The organism is Streptomyces sp. XH2 (assembly GCF_049725035.1).
Classification (GTDB): domain Bacteria; phylum Actinomycetota; class Actinomycetes; order Streptomycetales; family Streptomycetaceae; genus Streptomyces; species Streptomyces roseoverticillatus.
The window spans coordinates 527,806-544,363 of sequence record NZ_JBMMMZ010000002.1; the positions used below are offsets into that span (position 1 = coordinate 527,806).

14 protein-coding genes are annotated in these 16,558 nt (G+C 73.7%); 3 read left to right on the forward strand and 11 right to left on the reverse strand.

What is annotated here, in order from left to right:
- Positions 1-20 precede the first annotated feature (20 nt).
- Positions 21-515: an N-acetyltransferase family protein gene (locus ACOTKD_RS06000; protein ID WP_424887804.1), complete on the forward strand. Its 495-nt coding sequence runs from the start codon at positions 21-23 to the stop codon at positions 513-515.
- A gap of 25 nt (positions 516-540) precedes the next feature.
- Here the strand turns inward: ACOTKD_RS06000 and ACOTKD_RS06005 are convergent, their stop codons facing one another.
- Positions 541-1,059 (reverse strand): DUF4240 domain-containing protein, encoded by a 519-nt coding sequence (locus tag ACOTKD_RS06005; protein WP_424887805.1) that lies wholly within the window; start codon positions 1,057-1,059, stop codon positions 541-543.
- A 170-nt stretch (positions 1,060-1,229) separates the two neighbouring features.
- Between ACOTKD_RS06005 and ACOTKD_RS06010 the strand changes: the two genes are divergently transcribed.
- Positions 1,230-2,171 (forward strand): SDR family oxidoreductase, encoded by a 942-nt coding sequence (locus ACOTKD_RS06010; RefSeq protein ID WP_424887806.1) that lies wholly within the window; start codon positions 1,230-1,232, stop codon positions 2,169-2,171.
- 33 nt (positions 2,172-2,204) lie between these two features.
- Here the strand turns inward: ACOTKD_RS06010 and ACOTKD_RS06015 are convergent, their stop codons facing one another.
- From ACOTKD_RS06015 to ACOTKD_RS06040, 6 genes are all read right to left on the reverse strand, one after another.
- The gene (locus tag ACOTKD_RS06015) at positions 2,205-3,170 is read right to left on the reverse strand and encodes a helix-turn-helix transcriptional regulator (RefSeq protein ID WP_424887807.1); all 966 of its coding nucleotides are present in this window, start codon (positions 3,168-3,170) and stop codon (positions 2,205-2,207) included.
- Between the two features lie 183 nt (positions 3,171-3,353).
- Positions 3,354-3,977 carry a GntR family transcriptional regulator gene (locus tag ACOTKD_RS06020; RefSeq protein ID WP_424887808.1) on the reverse strand — a complete coding sequence of 208 codons (624 nt, stop codon included), beginning with the start codon at positions 3,975-3,977 and terminating at the stop codon, positions 3,354-3,356.
- Between the two features lie 184 nt (positions 3,978-4,161).
- Entirely contained in the window at positions 4,162-5,934 is a 1,773-nt protein-coding gene (gene sucB / locus ACOTKD_RS06025; protein ID WP_424887809.1) for a 2-oxoglutarate dehydrogenase, E2 component, dihydrolipoamide succinyltransferase, read from the reverse strand.
- Positions 5,935-5,982: 48 nt separating this feature from the next.
- Positions 5,983-7,371, reverse strand: coding sequence for a dihydrolipoyl dehydrogenase (gene lpdA, locus ACOTKD_RS06030; protein ID WP_030364620.1), 1,389 nt, complete (start codon positions 7,369-7,371; stop codon positions 5,983-5,985).
- A gap of 322 nt (positions 7,372-7,693) precedes the next feature.
- On the reverse strand, positions 7,694-9,223 hold the full coding sequence (locus ACOTKD_RS06035; protein ID WP_424887810.1) for a leucyl aminopeptidase: 1,530 nt from the start codon (positions 9,221-9,223) through the stop codon (positions 7,694-7,696).
- 594 nt (positions 9,224-9,817) lie between these two features.
- A complete protein-coding gene (locus ACOTKD_RS06040; protein ID WP_424887811.1) occupies positions 9,818-10,618 on the reverse strand; it encodes an adenosylcobinamide-GDP ribazoletransferase in 801 nt (266 codons plus the stop codon).
- Between the two features lie 74 nt (positions 10,619-10,692).
- Here ACOTKD_RS06040 and ACOTKD_RS06045 point away from each other — a divergent pair, with 74 nt between their 5' ends.
- A complete protein-coding gene (locus ACOTKD_RS06045; RefSeq protein WP_424887812.1) occupies positions 10,693-11,430 on the forward strand; it encodes a hypothetical protein in 738 nt (245 codons plus the stop codon).
- On the opposite strand, the gene ACOTKD_RS06050 is transcribed toward ACOTKD_RS06045, so the two are convergent.
- From ACOTKD_RS06050 to ACOTKD_RS06065, 4 genes are all read right to left on the reverse strand, one after another.
- On the reverse strand, positions 11,397-12,134 hold the full coding sequence (locus tag ACOTKD_RS06050) for a hypothetical protein (protein WP_424887813.1): 738 nt from the start codon (positions 12,132-12,134) through the stop codon (positions 11,397-11,399). The genes ACOTKD_RS06045 and ACOTKD_RS06050 overlap by 34 nt on opposite strands.
- Positions 12,131-13,897 carry a phosphatidylglycerol lysyltransferase domain-containing protein gene (locus ACOTKD_RS06055; protein ID WP_424887814.1) on the reverse strand — a complete coding sequence of 589 codons (1,767 nt, stop codon included), beginning with the start codon at positions 13,895-13,897 and terminating at the stop codon, positions 12,131-12,133. Before ACOTKD_RS06055 ends, ACOTKD_RS06050 begins: the two co-directional genes overlap by 4 nt.
- 67 nt (positions 13,898-13,964) lie before the next feature.
- Complete coding sequence (cobT, locus tag ACOTKD_RS06060) at positions 13,965-15,011, reverse strand: nicotinate-nucleotide--dimethylbenzimidazole phosphoribosyltransferase (protein WP_424887815.1); 1,047 nt, start codon at positions 15,009-15,011, stop codon at positions 13,965-13,967.
- Between the two features lie 250 nt (positions 15,012-15,261).
- Positions 15,262-16,503: a sensor histidine kinase gene (locus tag ACOTKD_RS06065; RefSeq protein WP_424887816.1), complete on the reverse strand. Its 1,242-nt coding sequence runs from the start codon at positions 16,501-16,503 to the stop codon at positions 15,262-15,264.
- Between the last annotated feature and the right edge of the window lie 55 nt (positions 16,504-16,558).

Sequence of the window (16,558 nt, forward strand, 5' to 3'; positions counted from 1 at the left end):
GTGCCTGGCACAGTGACCCCATGGAGAAACCGATCATCCGTACGGCCACGGAGGCCGACGACCGCCCGCTGGCGGAGCTCGACGCCCGCAGCTGGTCCACGCTGCACGCGGTCCAGCCGCGGCCCCTGCCGCCCTACGAGCCCTTCTTCACCGAGCGGACCCGGCCCGAGCAGATCCTGGTGGCCGAGGCCGGCGGCCGGCCCGCGGGCTACATACGGCTGGTGCCGCCCACGCCGCTCGCCGTCAACGCCCACGTGCGCCAGATCCAGGGCCTCGTCGTGGACGACGCCTTCCGCGGGCGCGGCATCGCCCGGGCGCTGCTGCGGGCGGCGGGCGAGGAGGCCCGGAGGCAGGGCGCGACCCGGCTCACGCTGCGCGTGCTCGGGCACAACGCGCCCGCTCGCAGCCTCTACGAGGCGGAGGGATTCGCCGTGGAGGGCGTGCTGCCGGGGGAGTTCCTGCTGGACGGCTCCTACGTCGACGACGTGCTGATGGGCCGCTCCCTGACGTCCTGAGGGCTTCAGGCGGGCGCCGTGGCCGTCACTCCGCGAAGCGCTCCCACAGACGGGGGAAGCGCTCGGCGAGCGCCGCCTCGTCCTCCGGGTCCACGGGTTCCCCCAGGGGCTCCGCCGGCTGGTCGGGCAGCCCCAGGTCCGGGGTCTCCACCCCGGTGAGCTGCTCGTACGCCTCGTCGGCCGCGTAGCCGAGGTCCTCGCCGTCCCCGTCGACCTCCTCGTCGAAGTCCTCCAGCAGCTCGGCGAGGTGGTCCGGGTCGTGCATCGCACCCTCGAAGACCTCCCGGCCCTGGCCGATCAGCCAGCACCGGAAGTAGTCGAACGCGTCGTCGCTCGCGCCGCTCAGCAGGATGGCCGCCGCGCCCCACAGGTCCCAGGTGTACGAGCGGTTGTAGCGGGACTCGAAGTGCCGGGCGAAGTCCAGCACGCGCTCGGGGTCCAGCTGCATCAGCCGGTCGACCAGCAGGTCCGCCTGGTCCTCGGCGTCGCCCTCGGCCGCCTCGCGCGTGGCGTCGATCAGCTCCCAGAACTCCGTCTCGTCCACGGCACCAGCATCGGGCCAAGCACCCCACCCCGCACGCGGAGCGCAGCGGATGCGGCCGTCTCGTTATCGGGGCGTGTCACCGGGCGCGGTGTGACGCGTGAAACAGGACAGGAGGTGTCTTGATTCGGTGACAGGGTCACGGTCGTACCGACGAGAGGAGACCCGAGGACATGGGTACGCGCACACAGGACGACCGGCCGCTCGCGGGCAGGGTGGCGCTCGTGGCGGGAGCCACCCGCGGCGCGAGCCGGGCCGTGGCGGTCGAGCTCGGCAGGGCCGGCGCGGTCGTCTACGCGACCGGGCGCACCACGCGCGGGCACCGCAGCGAGGTCGGGCGGCCCGAGACGATCGAGGAGACCGCCGAACTGGTGACGGCGGCCGGCGGCACGGGCATCGCCGTGCCCGCGGACCATCTGGAACCCGGGCAGGTGGAGGCCGTCGTCGCCCGCATCGAGCGGGACCACGGGCGGCTGGACGTGCTCGTGAACGGCCTGTGGGGAGGCGACCACCTCGTCGGCTTCCCCGACGCCTTCAGCAGGAAGTCGTGGGAGCACGACCTGGACGCCGACCTGCGCATCCTGCGGCTCGGCATCGACTCCCACCTGATCACCAGCCGCTGCGCGCTGCCGCTGCTGAGCCGGCGGCCCGGCGGGCTGGTGGTCGAGATGACCGACGGGACGGCCGGCTACAACGCGAAGTACCGCGGCCACCTCGCGTTCGACCTCGCCAAGCACGCGCCGATCCGCATGGCCATGGGGCTCGCCGAGGAGCTCCGGGACCTCGGCTGCACCGCGGTCAGCCTCACGCCCGGATACCTGCGGTCGGAGGCGATGCTGGACACGTACAAGAAGGTGACCGAGGAGACCTGGCGCGACGCCCTCGCGGAGGACCCGCACTTCTGCATCTCGGAGAGCCCCGCCTACGTCGGGCGCGCGGTCGCCGCGCTCGCCGGTGACGCGGAGGTTGCGCGCTGGAACGGGCAGTCGCTGTCCAGCGGACAGCTGGCGCGCGTCTACGGTTTCACCGATACGGATGGCACGAGGCCGGATGCGTGGGGGTACATCGCCGCCTTGGAGGCGGGGGAGGAGCCGCGGGAGGCGGATTACCGGTGACCGGTGACACGGGGCCCGGACTGTCCGGGCGGGTCAGCCGTACAGGGCCGCTGCCCGTGCCGCCGCCTCCGCGAAGCGGTCCCGCAGGGCCTGCGGTTCCAGAACCTCCGCCTCGGGGCCCAGGCCCAGCAGCTGCTCGTAGGCAACCTCCAGGGACTCCACCGGCAGGGTGACCGTCACCCGGCCCCGGTCGTCCGGTGCGCCCGCGGCCCGCAGCGCCTCCTGCGCCGCCACGCGGTCCGTGACGTGGGGGAGGCGCCTCGCCCCCTCCGGGGTGAGGCGCAGCCCGACCCGGTCGCGGAGGATCGAGCGGGCGAACTCCGCCGCCCGCTCCTCCCAGAAGGCCGGCAGGTCGAACGTCTCGTCCCGCTCGAAGCGGTCCGCCCCGGCGGCCACGGCCGTGAAGCGGTCCACGCGGTAGACGCGGAAGCCGCCCGCCGCCCGCGCCGCCAGGTACCAGATGCCGCCCTTGAGGACGAGCCCGTACGGCTCCAGCTCGCGCTCGGCCTCCGCCTCCCGCCGCCGGTAGCGGGCCGTGATCGGGCGGTCGTCCCAGACGGCGTCCGCGACGGCGGGCAGCAGGGCCGGCGGGTCCCCTTCGCGCCACCAGCCGGGCGCGTCGAGGTGGAAGCGCTGGGAAGCGGACGCCGAGGCGCCCCGGAGCTCGGGCAGGAGGGCGGCGGAGACCTTGAGGCGGGCGGCCGAGGCGGCGTCGGCCAGACCCATCTCGCGCAGCGCGGAGGGGACCCCGGATAGGAACAGCGCCTCCGCCTCCGTACGGCCGAGGCCCGTCAGCCGGGTGCGGTAGCCGCCGACGAGGCGGTAGCCGCCCGCGCGGCCGCGGTCGGCGTAGACGGGGACGCCCGCTTCGGACAGCGCGAGGACGTCCCGGGCGACGGTGCGCTCGGAGACCTCCAGCTGCCGGGCCAGTTCGGTGCCCGTCATGGACGACCGGGACTGGAGCAGCAGGACCAGCTTGATCAGCCGTGCGGCACGCATGAGCAAAAGGGTAAGGGGGAGTGGCGACAGGAGCCGGTGCGCAGCCAGGGCAGGAAGACGCACGGGCTCCTGTCGTCACTTCTGAGCCGCACCGCGACACAGGACAGGGCGCACGGGACGGCTCGGACGAGACTGTACGCCTCTGATCGATGATCGATCAATCCTTGAGGCCCAACCGAAATCTCAGATCTGCGGCGCGCAGCTCAGCACGTGCGTCTTCAGCAGCTCCCCGATCGCCGGATCGCGCCGCCGGAACGCCGCCACGATCTCCGCGTGGTCCTCGGCGTGCGCGCGCGGCTCCGGGCTCAGCCAGCGGATCGACAGCGTCGTCCACACCTCGATGCCCAGCGACTCCCAGGTGTGCAGCAGCACGGCGTTGCCGGCGGCCTTCACGATCTCGCGGTGGAAGGCCACCGTGTGCCGGACCTGCGCCTCCCCGTCGCCCGCCCGGTCCGCCGCGTACAGCGCCGCGACCTCCGGCTCCAGCGCGGAGACGTCCTCGGCCAGCACCGGCGCGGCCAGCTCCGCCGCCACCTGCTCCAGGCCGGCCCGTACGGGATAGCTCTCCTTGAGGTCCGTGGCGGTCAGCTCGCGGACCCGGACGCCCTTGTTGGGCGAGGACTCGATCAGCCGCAGCGACTCCAGCTCGCGCAGCGCCTCGCGCACCGGCGTCTGGCTCACCGCCAGCTCGGCGGCGATGCGCCGCTCGACGATCCGCTCGCCCGGCTGCCAGCGTCCGCCGACGATCCCTTCGAGGATGTGCTCACGGATCTGCTCACGCAGCGAGTGCACGACGGGTGTGGCCATGGGAGGAGCTCCTGACGCGGGGTGACGCGGGGTGGTGCGCGGTGGTGCGGTGGTGCGGGGCGGTCCGCGGTCGTGCGGGCCCGGTGAGGCCAATTATCCCGGCGGTGCACAAGAGCGCGGCCCCGGCTCGTACGAAACGAGCCGGGGCCGCGCCCTGAAGGTGTCCTGCCGGTGCCGCGAGGACTTACAGGCCGATCTCGGCCTCGAACGCGGCGGCCTCCAGGAGCTCCTTGACCGCGGTCAGGTAGCGGGCGGCGTCGGCGCCGTCCACCAGACGGTGGTCGTAGGAGAGCGTCACGTAGGTCATGTCGCGGACGGCGATGGTCTCGCCCAGCTCCGGGTGGTTGATGACCACCGGGCGCTTGACGGTCGCACCGATGCCCAGGATCGCGACCTGGTTCGGCGGCACGATGACCGTGTCGAACAGCGCACCGCGCGAGCCGGTGTTGCTGATCGTGAAGGTCGCGCCGGACATCTCGTCCGGGCTGATCTTGCCCGTGCGGACCTTGCCGGCCAGCTCCGCCGTCTTCTTGGCGATGCCCGCGATGTTGAGGTCACCCGCACCCTTGATGACCGGGGTCATCAGGCCCTTCTCCGAGTCGACGGCGATGCCGACGTTCTCGGAGTCGAAGTAGGTGATGGTGCCCTCGTCCTCGTTGATCCGGGCGTTGATGACCGGGTAGGCCTTCAGCGCCTGGACGGCGGCCTTGACGAAGAACGGCATCGGCGACAGCTTGACGCCCTCGCGCTGGGCGAAGGAGTCCTTGGCCTTGCCGCGCATCCGCATGATCTTGGTGATGTCCACCTCGATCACGGAGCTCAGCTGAGCCTGGCCGTGCAGCGCCTTCATCATGTTGTCGGCGATGACCTTGCGCATGCGCGGCATCTTGACCGTCTGACCGCGCAGCGGCGAAGCCTGCAGCGGGGCGGCCTTCGGCGCGGCCGGAGCAGCGGCGGCCGGGGCGGCCGGAGCGGCTGCCTTGGCGGCCTCGGCGGCGGCCAGGACGTCCTGCTTGCGGATGCGACCGCCGACGCCGGTGCCCTGGACCGAGGTGAGGTCCACGGCGTTCTCGGCGGCGAGCTTGCGCACCAGCGGCGTGACGTACGCGCCGTCGGTGACGGCGGCAGCGGCGGCCGGAGCGGCCGGAGCGGCCGGAGCGGCCGGGGCCACGGGGGCGGCCGGGGCAGCCGGCGCCGGGGCCGGGGCGGCGGGAGCGGCCGGAGCCGGGGCCGGAGCGGCCGGGGCAGCCGGGGCGGCGGGGGCCGGGGCCGGAGCGGCGGCCGGAGCAGCCGGGGCGGCCGGAGCGGCAGCGGCCGGAGCCGCACCCGCAGCGCCGATCACGGCGAGCTTGGCGCCGACCTCGGCGACCTCGTCCTCACCGACGACGATCTCGAGCAGCACGCCGGAGGCGGGCGCCGGGATCTCGGTGTCGACCTTGTCGGTGGAGACCTCGAGCAGCGGCTCGTCCTCCGAGACCTCCTCGCCCACGGCCTTCAGCCAGCGGGTGACGGTGCCCTCGGTGACCGACTCGCCCAGCGCGGGCAGGGTGACGTCGATGCCGGCGGCGCCTGCAGCCGGAGCCTCGGCGGCGGCCGGAGAGGCAGGCGCCTCGGCCACGGGGGCGGCCTCGGCCGGAGCCGGGGCGGCGGGGGCCTCGGCGGCGGCCGGGGCCGGAGCCTCGGCAGCGGCCGGAGCCGGGGCGGCAGCGGGCGCGCCCGTGCCGTCGTCGATGATCGCGAGCTCGGCGCCGACCTCGACCGTCTCGTCCTCGGCCACCTTGATGGAGGCGAGGATGCCGGACGCGGGGGCCGGGATCTCGGTGTCGACCTTGTCGGTGGAGACCTCGAGCAGCGGCTCGTCGGCCTCCACGCGCTCACCCTCGGCCTTGAGCCAGCGGGTGACGGTGCCCTCGGACACGCTCTCGCCGAGCGCCGGCAGGGTTACGGAAACCGCCATGGTTGCGGTTGCTCCTTACGAATAGTGCGGATGTGGTGCGCTCGGGACTTAGTCGTGCGAGTGCAGCGGCTTGCCGGCCAGGGCCAGGTGAGCCTCGCCCAGAGCCTCGTTCTGCGTCGGGTGCGCGTGGATGAGCTGCGCGACCTCGGCCGGCAGCGCCTCCCAGTTGTAGATCAGCTGGGCTTCGCCGACCTGCTCACCCATGCGGTCGCCGACCATGTGGACGCCGACCACGGCACCGTCCTTGACCTGGACGAGCTTGATCTCGCCCGCGGTCTTCAGGATCTTGCTCTTGCCGTTGCCCGCGAGGTTGTACTTCAGAGCGACGACCTTGTCGGCGCCGTACAGCTCCTTGGCCTTCGCCTCGGTGATGCCGACCGAAGCGACCTCGGGGTGGCAGTACGTGACGCGCGGCACGCCGTCGTAGTCGACCGGCACGGGGTTGAGACCGGCCAGCCGCTCCGCAACCAGGATGCCCTCTGCGAAGCCGACGTGCGCGAGCTGGAGGGTCGGGACGAGGTCACCGACGGCCGAGATGGTCGGCACGTTGGTGCGCATGTACTCGTCGACGAGGACGTAGCCGCGGTCCATCGCGACGCCCTGCTCCTCGTAGCCCAGGCCCTGGGAGACCGGGCCGCGGCCGATGGCGACCAGCAGCACCTCGGCCTCGAACTCCTTGCCGTCCGCAAGGGTGACCTTCACGCCGTCGGCGGTGTACTCCGCCTTCTGGAAGAAGGTGCCGAGGTTGAACTTGATGCCGCGCTTGCGGAACGCGCGCTCCAGCAGCTTGGAGCTGTTCTCGTCCTCGACCGGGACGAGGTGCTTCAGGCCCTCGACGATGGTGACGTCGGTGCCGAAGGACTTCCACGCGGAGGCGAACTCGACGCCGATGACGCCGCCGCCCAGGATGATCGCCGACTTCGGGACGCGGTCCAGGACGAGCGCGTGGTCCGAGGAGATGATGCGGTTGCCGTCGATCTCCAGGCCCGGCAGCGACTTGGGCACGGAGCCGGTCGCGAGGAGGACGTGGCGGCCCTGGACGCGCTGGCCGTTCACGTCGACGGAGGTCGGGGACGACAGGCGGCCCTCGCCCTCGATGTAGGTCACCTTGCGGGAGGCGACCAGACCCTGCAGGCCCTTGTACAGGCCGGCGATCACGTCGTCCTTGTACTTGTGGACGCCCGCGATGTCGATGCCCTCGAAGGTGGCCTTGACACCGAACTGCTCGCTCTCGCGAGCCTGGTCCGCGACCTCACCGGCGTGCAGCAGCGCCTTGGTGGGGATGCAGCCGTTGTGCAGGCAGGTCCCGCCAAGCTTGTTCTTCTCGATCAGGGCGACGTCCAGACCCAGCTGCGCTCCGCGCAGGGCAGCGGCGTAACCGCCGCTACCGCCTCCGAGGATCACTAGGTCGAAAACGGTGCTGGCGTCGTTCGCCACGTCACGTCCTCCATGCATGGATACGCCGGATCCGGTCACCGATGACCGGGCGGCGGCTGTCGTTCGGCCGCGTTTCTTCGGCCCTGTGATTAGGGGGGCCCTGTCCTGCCGAGACAACATCTTCGCATTTGTTGACGGACGGCGGGACGCCGGGCCGGTTCCGGAGGCGACTGTTGCGTCACCTTCGGGGGTTACTCGCGCGTACGGGACGGGGTTTTCGTTACGGGCGAACGGAATCCGCCCGGCCCCGGGCAAAAGCCGCGGGGCCGGGCGGCCGTACGGGTCGCGTACGGGCCCGGTGCGAGCCTCGCGGGAGGGAGGCTCAGCCGAGGTCGCCGGCCGCGGTGTGCTCCGCGAGCCGGACCAGGGTGCGGATCGCGGAGCCGGTGCCGCCCTTCGGGGTGTAGCCGAACGGGGCGCTCTCGTGGTACGCCGGGCCCGCGATGTCCAGGTGCGCCCAGGTGATGCCCTCGCCCACGAACTCCTTCAGGAAGAGGCCCGCGGCCAGGCCGCCGCCCATCCGCTCGCCCATGTTGGCGAAGTCCGCGACCGGGGAGTCCATCGCCTTGCGCAGCTCGGCGGGGAGCGGCATCGGCCACGCCTGCTCGCCGACCTCCTCGGCGATCTCGTACAGCGACGTGCGGAACGCGTCGTCGTTGGCCATGATCCCGAAGGTGCGGTTGCCCAGCGCGAGCACCATCGCGCCCGTCAGGGTGGCGACGTCGACGATCGCGTCCGGGGTCTCCTCCGAGGCGCGGGCCAGGGCGTCGCCCAGGACCAGGCGGCCCTCGGCGTCCGTGTTGAGGACCTCGACGGTCTTGCCGCCGTACATCTTCAGCACGTCGCCCGGGCGGGTGGCCGAGCCGGACGGCATGTTCTCCGCGAGGGCCAGCCAGCCCGTCACGTTGACCTGCAGGCCCAGGCGGGCGGCCGCCACGACCGCGGCGAACACGGCGGCGGCGCCGGCCATGTCGCACTTCATGGTCTCGTTGTGGCCGGCCGGCTTCAGGGAGATGCCGCCCGAGTCGTACGTGATGCCCTTGCCGACGAACGCGAGGGTCTTCTCCGCCTTCGGGTGGGTGTAGGCGATCCGCACCAGGCGCGGCGGGGCGTCCGAACCGCGGCCGACGCCCATGATGCCGCCGAAGCCGCCCTTGAGCAGGGCCTTCTCGTCCAGCACCTCGACCTTGAGGCCGAACTCCTTGCCGGCGGTCTGGGCCGCGGCGGTGAACGCCTTCGGGTCGAGCTCGTTCGGCGGCATGTTGACCAGGTCGCGGGCCCGGTTGACCTCCTCGGCCACGGTCACGGCGCGGTCGGCCGCGGCCTTGAACGCCTTGTCGCGCGGCTTGGCGCCGAGCAGGGCGATCTCGGCGAGCGGGGCGCTCTTCGCGGCCTTGTCGTCCTTCTTCGCGGCGCCGTTGCCGCCCGGGCGGAAGGAGTACGCGCCCAGCAGGGCGCCCTCCGCCACGGCGTTGGCCGCCTCGGCGTCCTCGACGGGCAGGGCGAACCCGGCCTTCTTGGTGCCGGCCAGCGTGCGGGCCGCGGTGCCCGCGGCGCGGCGCAGCGCCTCGTGGCCGAAGGCGTCGTCCTTCGCCGGGGCGTCGCCGAGGCCGACCGCCAGCACGACCGGGGCCTTCAGCCCGGAGGGGGCGGGGAGCTTGGTCGCCTCCCCTTCGGCGCCGGTGGCGCCGAGGGTCTCCAGGACGCCGGCCAGCTTGCCGTCGAAAGCCTTGTCCACGGCTTCGGCGCCGGGGGCGACGACGGGGCCCTTCGGGCCCTTCGCCACGCCGATGACGATGGCGTCCGCGCGCAGCGTCGCCGCACTGGAAGTGCTGAGAGTCAGAGCAGACACGGTGGTGGGGTCCCTACTTCCGTTGAGTTTCCTCGGCCGAGCGGGTGGGCCGGCCGCACCTCGGGCATCGTATGCGGTGCCCTTGCCGGGCGGCTTTGGCGGTGTCGTTCACAGTGCACCGACTTTTTGCCGGTATGGCGTTGCGGCTCCGCCGGGGGTACGAATTTCTTTCCGCCGCGGGGGCCCTGCGGGGGCCCTGCGGGCGCTCGGAGGGGGTCTGGGCGAGGGCCTGGTGATCAGCTGCCGCGGTGGGTTTCGGTGGTGCCGTTACGGGCTCGGGCGGGTCCGGCGCCGCCGGGCCGGTTGTGTCGGGGTTCTCGCTGTTGCGGAGGGGGGAGGGTGTGCGGCTGCTCGGGGATGTGGGCGGCGCACATTTCCTGCTGCCGCAGCGCTGATTAGCCACTGCGGTGGATTGCGGCGGTGCCGTCGCCGGTTCGGGCGGGTCCGGCGCCGTCGGGCCGGTTGTGTCGGGGTTCTCGCCGTTGAGGTCTGGGCGGGTGCCCGGTGATGTGGCCGGCGCGCATTCTTTCCGCCGCCGCGGTGGGAGGGCGTGCGGCCGGCAACCCGGCGCCGGGCCGGCGGCCGCAGGGCGCCTCAGCCCAGGGTCAAGGCCACCAGAGCCGCCGTCGCGGCCGTTTCCGCCAGGGCGCCGAAGACGTCACCCGTCACGCCGCCGAAACGGCGCACGCACCGCCGTAGGAGGAGCTCCGCGCACAGCAGGGCCGCCACGGCCGCCACGCCCGTGCGGAGCGGGCCGTACGGGCCCAGGAAGGCGCCCCAGGCCGCGCAGGAGGCCGGAACCAGCAGCGCCGCGGCCAGCGCGCCGCGAGGCGGCACCGCGCCCGCCACGGCGGCCCCCAGCCCTTCCGGCCGGGCCGCCGGCACGGAAGGGCGGCACGCGAGCGTCAGGGCGCAGCGGGCGGCCACGGCCGCAGTGAGCGCCGCGAGCGCGCCCCGCAGCGGCGACGCCGCGTACGCCCCGGACAGCGCCGCCACCTGCGCCAGCAGGACGAGCAGGAGCGTGACGACCCCGAACGGCCCGATGTCCGACTGCTTCATGATGCGCAGCGCGTCCTCCGCCGGCTTCCCGCTGCCCAGCCCGTCCGCGACGTCCGCGAGCCCGTCCAGGTGCAGGCCGCGGGTGAGGACGGCCGGCACGGCGACCGCCGCCACCGCCGCCAGCAGCGGCCCCGAGCCCAGGGCCGAGAGGGCCAGCCCCGCCGCGCCGGCCCCCGCTCCCACCGCCAGCCCCGCCAGCGGCGCCGCGAGCATGCCGCCGCGCGCCGCGGCGCGGTCCCAGCGGGTGAGGCGGACGGGCAGCACGGTGAGCGTGCCGAAGGCGAAGCGGAGGGCGTCGCCCGCGGTGGCGCGCCCGGGCGGTGTCGTGTCGGTCATCGCGGGCACACTATCCGGCCACCCGTGGGCAGTAGGTTGCCGGTGAGGGGCCGATCGGGAGCGGGGCGAGCGTCATGGGCCAGTGGTTGAGCCGCAACATCGTCGAGCCGGGCAAGCTGCCCCTGCTGCTCGCCCTGACCGCGTTCGTCCTGACCTTCCTGGTGACCCGGATCATCACCCGCCTGATCCGCGCGGGCCGGGGCCCCTTCCGCAACATCAGCCCGGGCGGGCTGCACGTCCACCACGTCGTGCCGGGCGTCGTGCTCACGGTGATCGGCGGCTTCGGCGCCGTCGCCGCGGGCCGGCACGGCTTCGGGGCCATGGTGGCGGCCGTCCTGTTCGGGACGGGCGCGGGCCTCGTCCTCGACGAGTTCGCGCTCGTCCTGCACCTGGACGACGTCTACTGGACGGAGCAGGGCCGCAAGAGCGTGGAGATCGTCGTCCTGACGGCGGCCCTCGTGGGCCTGGTGCTGGCCGGTTTCCTGCCGTTCGGGGTGAACGAGCTGACCCCGGAGGAGCTGCACGACCGCGGCCTCGTGGTCGTCAACGTCCTCGTCAACTTCCTGATCGCGCTGTTCGCCCTGGCCAAGGGCAAGCCGCGGATCGCCCTGATCGGCGCGGTGGTCCCGTTCGTCGCCCTCTTCGGGGCCCTTCGCCTGGCCCGCCCAGGCTCACCGTGGGCGCGGCGCTTCTACCGCCACCGCCCGCGGGCCCGCCGCAAGGCCCGGGTCCGCGCCTACCGGCACGACGCGCGCTGGGAGGCGGTCCGCAACAGGCTTCACGACCTCCTGGCGGGCGCCCCCGACCGCTGACCGTGACCGCGCCCGCACGGCGGGGCGTCCCCCTCCGCGCGGGCCTCGCGCCGTCTTCGCCGCACCTCGTCCACCCCGCACAGCGTCAGCACCGCGGCCACGGCGGCGATGTGCTCCTTGCCCGCCAGATTCGGCTTGACCAGCACTTCCGCCACCATCGCCAGGACGACCGCGCCGCAGGTGAACCAGGCCCGGTAGCGCCAGGACACGAAGACCGCCAGCCCCACGACGGCCGCCGACGGGCCCGTGTCCACGACCTTGGCGGCCTCGGCCGGCAGCCCGAACACCGAGTCCGGCCCGATGTGGATCGCCAGCCGCGCGTACATCGTCCCGGCGAGCGTGGCCACGTACGAGATGGCCAGCGTGCGCCACCTGCCCAGGCAGATCTCCGCGATGCCGAAGACCAGCAGGACCTGCGCCAGCGCGCCCCACACGGGCAGGTCCAGCGCCGGGACGAACAGCGACAGTGGCGTCCGCAGCAGGGCGACCCACCAGGTCAGCCGCGCCTGCACCGAGCCGATCTCCTGCACCGGCTCGAAGCCCCACGACTGGTTCTGGACGATCTGGAAGACGGCCGTGAGGGCGACGGCCGCCAGCGTCATCGGGATCGCCCGGAACCCCTTGCGTACGAGCGCCCGCCGTACGGTCCCGAACAGCGGGCCCCACTCGGTGCGCGCGGCGCGACGCAGCGCCGCACGGTTCATCGCCGGCTCTCAAGGCGCTTGCGGTTGAGCCACTTGGGCAGGCCGGGGGCCTCCAGGAAGCCCTCGGCGCGTGCGCTCGCGATGCCGATCCGCAGCAGATCGCTGCTCTTCTCGAACAGCATGAACCGAGGCTCCCAGATGGGGCGGTATTTCGCATTTGCTCGATAGAGCGATTCGATCTGCCACCACCGGGAGAAGAAGCTCAGCAGCGAGCGCCACGCCCGCAGCACCGGCCCCGCGCCCAGCCGCGAGCCGCGCTCGAAGACCGACCGGAACATCGCGAAGTTCAGCGACACCTGGGTGATGCCCAGCCCCCGCGCCTGCTGCAGCAACTCGATGACCATGAACTCCATCAGGCCGTTCTCGGAGTCGCGGTCGCGCCGCATCAGGTCCAGCGACAGCCCCTTGGGGCCCCACGGCACGAAGCTCAGCAGCGCGCGCAGCTCGCCCTCGCCGTCATGGCACTCCAGCATCACGCACCGGCCGTCGAGCGCGTCGCCGAGCCGGCCCAGCGCCATCGAGAAGCCGCGCTCGGTCGCCCCGTCGCGCCAGTCGTCGGCGCGCCGCAGCAGCTGCGCCATCTCGTCGTCCGGGATGTCCCCGTGGCGCCGGATCCGCACCGTGTAGCCGGCGCGCTTGACGCGGTTGTACGCCTGCCGCACGGTGCGCATGGCGCGGCCTTCGAGAGTGAACTCCGCGGTGTCGACGATGGCCTCGTCGCCCAGCTCCAGGGCGTCCAGGCCGTGGCGCGCGTAGATCGTGCCGCCCTCCTCGCTCGCCCCCATCACCGCCGGGATCCAGCCGTGCTCGCGCGCCTCCGCCAGCCACGGCTCGATCGCCCCCGGCCAGGCCTCGGGGTCGCCGATCGGATCGCCCGAGGCCAGCGAGACGCCGCCCACCACGCGGTACGTGACCGCCGCCTTGCCGCTGGGCGACCAGATCACGCTCTTCTCGCGGCGCAGCGCGAAATAGCCCAGCGAGTCGCGGTCCCCGTGACGGTCGAGCAGGGTGCGCAGCCGCTCCTCGTCGTCCGCGGTGAGCGGGTCGGTGGCGCGCCGCGCCCGGAACGCCGCGTACACCACGACCAGCAGCAGGACCGAGCTCATCACGTTGATCGTGACGTCCACCCAGCCCGGGACGCTCAGCCCCGGATACGCGCTCTCGTCGACCTGCAGCGAGATCAGCCGCATGAAGCCGTAGTGCCAGCGGTCGAAGAACGTCGCCCGGTACTCGTCCGGGGCGTCGTTCGCCGCCCGCACCAGCAGCGCCGCCGTCAGCGACGTGACCAGCAGGCCCACCACCGCGACGATCGCCGCCAGCTTCGGGTTCGACCGGTCGCCCTTGGCGTAGAACTCCTTGCGGCCCGCCACCAGCGCGGCCACGAAGAGGCCCGTGGCCACCAGCGAGAACCAGTTCAGCGCGTGCCGGTTGAACTCCCGCGAGTACATGAGCGTCGACATGAACACCAGGAACAGCCCGGACAGCGCCAGGTTCAGGATCCACGAGGCGCGCTTGCGCCGGCGCAGCGTCACGGCCATCACGAACGACCACAGCGCCGACGCGAAGCCCGCCGTCAGCAGGTACGGCGTGAAGAACTCGTCGTCGTTGTGACGCCGGATGTCCGCGCCGAACGACACCCACACCGCGCTGAGCAGATTGACGAACGTGACGAAGCGCAGGTACCACACGGCGAAAGCGGCGGCGCGCCGTGACCTCCGGTCACCCGGCGCGCACTCATCCGGAGTCAAGCGGACTTCTCCCATGAAAGACAACCGTTCAGGGCACTGTCTGCGACGGATTCCGTGGTCCTCACGCCGGCCGCCGGGGAGGTCAGCCGCGCTCGGGAAGTTCCGCCGCCAGGGCCGCGGCCGCCTGCACCAGTGGCAGAGCGAGCAGCGCCCCCGTCCCTTCGCCCACAGTGACGCCATGATCGAGCAAAGGGTTGAGCGCCATCCGGTCAAGCGCCTTCGCCTGCGCCGGATCACCGCTGGCCTGACCCGCCAGCCACCAGTCCGGCGCCCGGAACGCCACCCGCTGCGCGACCAGCGCGCACGCCGCGGACACGACTCCGTCGAGGATCACCGGGGTCCGGCGGACCGCGCTCTGCAGCAGGAAACCCGTGGCAGCGGCCAGGTCCGCGCCGCCCGTCGCCGCCAGCAGCTCCAGCTGGTCACCCAGCACCGGGCGGGCCCGGCGCAGGCCGTCCCGGATCGCCGCGCACTTGCGCATCCACGTCAGGTCGTCGATGCCGAAGCCGCCGCGGCCCGTCACCACCGAGGCGTCCGTGCCGCACAGCGCGCCGATCAGCGTGCCCGCCGCGGTCGTGCCGCCCACGCTCAGATCGCCCAGGACCACCAGGTCGGTGCCCGAGTCCGCCTCCTCGTCGGCGATCGCCATCCCCGTACGGAACGCCGCCTCCGCCTCCTCGGCCGTCAGCGCGTCCTCGATGTCGATACGGCCGGAACCGCGCCTGACACGGTGGCGGGTCACCTCCTCGGGCAGCTCGGCGGGGTCGCAGTCGACGGCCATGTCGACGACGCGCAGCCGGGCGCCCGCCCGGCGGGCCAGGACCGCGCCCGCGCTCTCGCCCGCGAGGGCCTTTTTGACGAGCGCGGCCGCGCCCTCTTCCGGGCCGCCGGACACGCCCAGCTTCGCGACGCCGTGGTCGCCCGCGAACACCAGGGCCGTCACCCGCTCCACCGGGCGGACCGGCACGGCCCCCTGCGCGGCCGCGAGCCACTCGGCGAGCTCGTCCAGCCGCCCCAGCGCGCCGGGCCGCAGCCCGAGCCGCTCCCGCCGCTCCTCCGCGTCACGCCGGACGCCCGGGTCGGGGCGCTCGATCAGCGTGGCGAAGTCATCAAGATTCAGACCGCTCATCCGCCGGAGCCTACCCGCCCTCCGGGCGGCTGGAACCGGCTCGTACGGGTTACGGCCGTTCTGCCACCGCCGGTCACCTCCGGTGGGGGTTGCCCCGACCCTTGGATCCGCCGCAGCGGTGCTCAGCCCCCGCCGGGTTGTCCGGCGGTGCCGTGCAAGCCCGAGGGGCGCGGTCGGCCGGGCACCGCCGGTGGCGCCGGTGGGGGTGGTCCACCGCCGCGGCGGAGGGGTGGCGCGGGGCAGCGACCGGTCAAGGGCGCCCGGTGCCCGGTGGGCCCGAGGGCACGGGCGCGCCCCGCAGGGGAAGCGTCGCGTGGACGCGGAAGCCCGGCGTGCCGTCCTCGCGCGGGCCCGCCGTGCACACGCCGCCCAGGGCCGTGACCCGTTCCCGCATGCCGAGCAGGCCGTGCCCGCCCGTCGGCGCCGTGGCCGGCGGGCACCCCGCGCCGTCGTCCAGGACGGTCACCGCCAGCGCGTCGGCCCCCCGGGCCAGGGTGACCTCCGCACGCACCCCCGGCCCCGCGTGCTTGTGCACGTTCGTGAGGGCTTCCTGGACCACGCGGTAGGCCGCCAGGTCGACCGCCGCCGGCAGCGCGGCACCGGGCCGGCCGGTGACCGTCACCTCCAGCCCCACCCGGGCGAACCCGTCGACGAGCTGCCCGAGGACGCCCAGCCCGGGCGCCGGCTCCGTGGGCGCCTCGGGGTCGCCGTACTGCCGCAGCAGCCCCACCGTCGCGCGCAGCTCCGACAGCGCCGAGCGGCTGGCCTCCCGTACGTGGGCGAGGGCCTGCTTGGCCTGGTCGGGGCGGCTGTCCATGATGTGCGAGGCGACCCCGGCCTGGACGTTGACCAGCGCGATGTGATGGGCGACGACGTCGTGCAGCTCGCGCGCGATCCGCAGCCGCTCCTCCGCCACCCGCCGCCGCGCCTCCTCCTCGCGCGTCCGCTCGGCCCGTACCGCCCGCTCCTCGATCGCCGCGACGTAGGCCCGCCGGCTGCGGACGGCGTCCCCCAGGGCTCCGGCGAGCGCGGTCCAGGTGAAGAGGCCGAGGTTTTCGGGGGAGTACCAGGGCGGCACCCCGAAGAGCAGGGCGGCGCAGGTGAGGACCGCGACCGTGGCCACGGCGAACCGCCACGCCGCGGCCCGCTCGGTGCGCGAGGCGATCGTGTAGAGCGCCACGAAGACGGCCGTGGCGATCTGCGTGCGCGGCGGGCCGCCCCGGTCGGCGACGATCTCGGCCAGGGTCAGCGCCGACGTCACGCCGAGGACGGTGCGGGGGTAGGAGCGCCGGGCCGCCAGCGCACCGCAGGCCAGCGCGCAGAGCAGCAGGAACCACGGCCCGGGCGCGTGCGCGGCGCGGCCGCGGCCCGCGAAGGAGCCGATCAGGACGATCGCGTAGACGGCGAGGGCCAGCAGCGCGTCGGCGGCGAGCGGGTGTGCCCGCAGCCACCGGTGCGGGCGGGCCATGCCGGGGACGGTGAGGGAGCTCATCGGGATCCCGTCTCGTGGCTGCGCCCCCGTCCCGTACGGGGGACAGGGGCGCGGC